Source organism: Paenibacillus sp. FSL H7-0331, assembly GCF_001956045.1.
Genome location: NZ_MRTH01000107.1, coordinates 1 through 3,765 on the forward strand (window position 1 = coordinate 1; position 3,765 = coordinate 3,765).

Consider the following 3,765-nt stretch of genomic DNA (forward strand, 5'->3'; position numbering starts at 1 on the left):
CAAGAACCCTATTACATAACTAAAAAAAGCCGCAATTTAAGCGACTTTCAATGTAATAATGATGTTGACTTCCGACAAATCGTTAGGTCTTTAATGTCCTACAATCCTTCGGAAATGAGACAAGGTTTGTGTCTTCTGACATATTAAAATTCTATTCTGCTCTGTCTCAGTAATCAGTACATATTCTTGGCCTCATTTGGGAATCGGAACAAATTCTTGACATTGAATTATGACAAGAATTTGTTCCGATAAAGTAAAAAATCCGCAATTTATGCGGATGCTTATCGGTCTATATTCTGGTCACTCGACATTTGTGTCACACAATCAAAGGCCCCAAAATAATAAAAAAGTATATTAATAAATTAAACTAACAAAATGGCCTCTTGTTCACCTGCGCGGTGAGCTGCACCTTACGATTAATCGTTAGATACAGATTCTGCCCCTTGACCGGCTTGGTCAGCTTCATGTCGCCGACGATCCGGCTCATGCTGTCGATTTGATAGGATTTATAACCGTTAAGCCCCCGCATCTCCTTCTGATACATCAACTCGATGCCGTCGTAGCCGACCTCCTCGGAATCCAAATACTTAAGCATGGGATCGGATTGATCCGCGTTGATTTCTTTGTAAAAGTCCAGATTCTCCTTGGCTCCCTTCATCTTGTTCATATAGCCGACCAATTGAACGGCGACCCGGTCGGGACTGTACTGGCGGATGCGCTCCTCCACGATCTCCATGTCCGGATACTCGTCGCGGTGCTCGTTAAAATAGGCGATCTCTTCTTTTGACAGTCCCGACTTGATCCGTCGTTGTTGGAATGGCAGATGCGTTCTGCCTTTGATGTCCATAGCCTCGATAACTTCCTGAGTCGTCAACGGCTTGGAATTCGCTTCGCCTTTTTCGTTAAACAGCTGCACGAGTTTTGCAGCCAGCGTCTCCGCCGCTTCTTGCTTAAAGCCTGTTTTGAAAGTAAAGTATAGGGACTGAGTTGAGATCGAATATGCGATCTGCTGTCCCGCCGAATCTTAAATATTGCCGCGGATGGGCGGGATGGATACGCCCTTCGTGATCATGCTTGTCTGGCGTTCCTAGAGACTCGGACCCTCGACGAACTGTAGATAAGCAAAACGTACGTTTAGTGAAGAGAACAGGAGAAATGTAAGCACGAAAAAGACATTTAACCTAATACTGAAATGGCGACGGTTTCGAACTTTTTCTTTCGTACTTCGGTTTTATCATTAATTTCCATACCGTTCCTCATTCCGTCACTCGATACCTACCCTTTAATTGTCATATATTCAGACGAATTCCTTTTTAGAGAGGTTCAATCTTTATCCCTGCACAATAAGAATAAGCAACCATACGGGAATGGCGGGTATCCGAACTCAATACCAAGTTATTTTTCAAAATTTACGCTTCCGAATCCATGAGACCGATGAATTCCCGGATCGGCTGTCGTCTATATAAACGAAGGCATAAATGAACACAAACTAATTTGACGAAGAGGTGTTTTGAAAATGGCATTAACGTCCGCATTCACGAGCTTCAACCTGCCTGTAAAAAACGTAGAACAATCGAAAGCGTTCTTCACCGGACTCGGATTCGAGCTCAACCCGCAATTCCCCGAGAACGAGAATTCGGTAGCCATCGTGATCGGCGACAACCTGCAGGTCATGCTGATCAATCAAGCATTCTTTAATACGCTCACGGAGAAGGAATCCGTCGATACGAGCAAGTATGCGCAGATGACGATCGCATTGGCCTTCGAGAGCCGGGAAAAGGTCGATGAAATCGTGAATACCGCGGTCTCCTTGGGCGGGAAATTGCACGCTGAACCTGAAGATCATGGGTTCATGTATCACTGGGGCTTCGTGGACTTGGACGGCCATCTGTGGGCCATTAACTACATGAACATGGATGCGGCACAAGGTTAAGGCTAACGGAGAGGACGCTCGTACTAGGGTTCAAAAAGAAAGACGCCGGGCATCTTCTCCGGCGTCTTCTTCGCGATGATTAGTTTTGTTCGGTATAGGCTTTGAAATTGTCCATGATCGCTTGCCAGCACTTTTTATCAGATTTAGTACTCATGGATAAAATTTAGCACGATCGTAATAATTCAATAACCAATAAATAAACCCTTGTCTATACTTTAGAAATAATTCGCAATACCTCACGCCAGGACTTGAATACTGTAACTATCCTCCCGCTACTTTAAATAGCCAAAAGAGGAGATACCCGAAGCAATCTCCTCCACTATTGTATCCGTTAGTGCAATGGCTTAACTCCATGACTGCGAATGAATTACCAAATACGAATATAGTTTCCCCAAGGCCCTAATTCAGCCATTTCTCTTTCAGTTAAATCAATAAAGTTCCAATCTACTTTCCTACAACCCTTACATGGAATCGGGTAATATTTGGGCTCTTCATTAGTTGAGAATACCGACAGGAAATTTTTCGAAAGATCCTCTGGATCCTAATAAAGTACGCAATGTTCTTCATCATGGACATATTGTTCAGAGCAATTTGTGCATACAACGACAATATAGTCTGCGTATCTGTTGAGTGCTCCATTGATATCAAAATATCCGTTATCCACTCTTATTAATAACAATATCTCACCCACTTTTATAGCAACATTAAGCAGCTGCCACGGTGTCATTATTCAGCCATCGACTGCGGCAGACAGATTATTTGTGATGATTCCCTCGGTGATAGTATACTTTTGTTTTTGTTATTTGTTCAATTACACATATGTACTTAGGTATGAGTTTGTTTATTACAAAGTCGTGATTGTACTTATGAGGATCAAAGTTGAAATTGCTATCATTACTCATTAGAGCTACACCAAAGTTGCAACCTTTCGGCACAGTAGAATCCCATTCATATAGTTTATCTTCCTCATATGGCTTTGACACATTGATTTCTATTCGATTTTCATCATATGTCCATCCCCAATTATTTTCATTTTCATAATCGAATTGAAATTCATCTAAACTTAAGGACATTCTTAGCAATTTGATTAATTCCTCTAAAGTAAAATCTGAGTTAAAAGCAAGACGTTCATTTATTATCATAAAATAATACTTCCTTTTAGGTCTGTTGAATTTTCGGTTAATTATATCACGCATTAACCCAAGTAAGTGCTGTTGAAAAATATTGAACTAACCTGCTCGTTCGTTGAATAAACGAAGAGGAGCTGCTGCGAAGCAAGCCCTTTAACTATAGTTCCCAGTTACTTGAATAATTCGTTTCTGAATCTGACCATCGTCTGTTTGGAAAAATCCCCACAGAAAAAGCGCCGGCTCACGATGTTATCATGAAACCAGTGCTTATTCGATCGTTCCCACATATTTAACAACCGTTCCAAGAGCACCGCCGCTCCCACCCGGGTCGTATGCGCCAAGGGTGCAAATTGATTAGCGCTGCGCCCCTAGGCCCATTGGACACCGCGAGACTCCGGCTGGTTGCTATTCAGGAAGCGCGTATCAATTGCGACGAGCCGTTCGCTCTATGCCATCAGCGGTTACTTTGTACAGTTGGTGCGGCAGGTCATGTCCCATGCCGTCAACCAACATTAGTTCGGCGCCCGGGATGGCAGAAGCCGTGTCCTCGCCACACGCTGGGACGAACAGGGGATCTTCCACTCCATGAATGACAAGTGCTGGTACTTTTATGGTCGCCAGCCGCGGACGCCGGTCACCGGAGACAGCGATCGCAGCAATTTGTCGTCCGACACTGCCTGGATCGTAGGCTCGCTGGACTTC

General features: G+C 43.5%; 2 protein-coding genes and 1 pseudogene. 1 reads left to right on the top strand and 2 read right to left on the bottom strand.

Translation table 11 applies throughout. From position 1 onward, the window contains the following. Positions 1-367: 367 nt before the first annotated feature. Positions 368-1,012, bottom strand: a pseudogene (locus BK127_RS41685) (penicillin-binding protein 2); the annotation flags it as partial. Positions 1,013-1,516: 504 nt separating this feature from the next. Between BK127_RS41685 and BK127_RS41690 the strand changes: the two are divergent. Next, positions 1,517-1,933, top strand: coding sequence for a VOC family protein (locus BK127_RS41690; RefSeq protein ID WP_007729208.1), 417 nt, complete (start codon positions 1,517-1,519; stop codon positions 1,931-1,933). A gap of 755 nt (positions 1,934-2,688) precedes the next feature. On the opposite strand, the gene BK127_RS41695 is transcribed toward BK127_RS41690, so the two are convergent. Next, complete coding sequence (locus tag BK127_RS41695) at positions 2,689-3,075, bottom strand: hypothetical protein (RefSeq protein WP_076238512.1); 387 nt, start codon at positions 3,073-3,075, stop codon at positions 2,689-2,691. Positions 3,076-3,765 lie beyond the last annotated feature (690 nt).

Bases quoted from the DNA above. Each gene is read 5' to 3' on its own strand.
- BK127_RS41690 (WP_007729208.1), top strand. From the start codon at position 1,517: ATGGCATTAACGTCCGCATTCACGAGCTTCAACCTGCCTGTAAAAAAC.
- BK127_RS41695 (WP_076238512.1), bottom strand. From the start codon at position 3,075: ATGATAATAAATGAACGTCTTGCTTTTAACTCAGATTTTACTTTAGAG.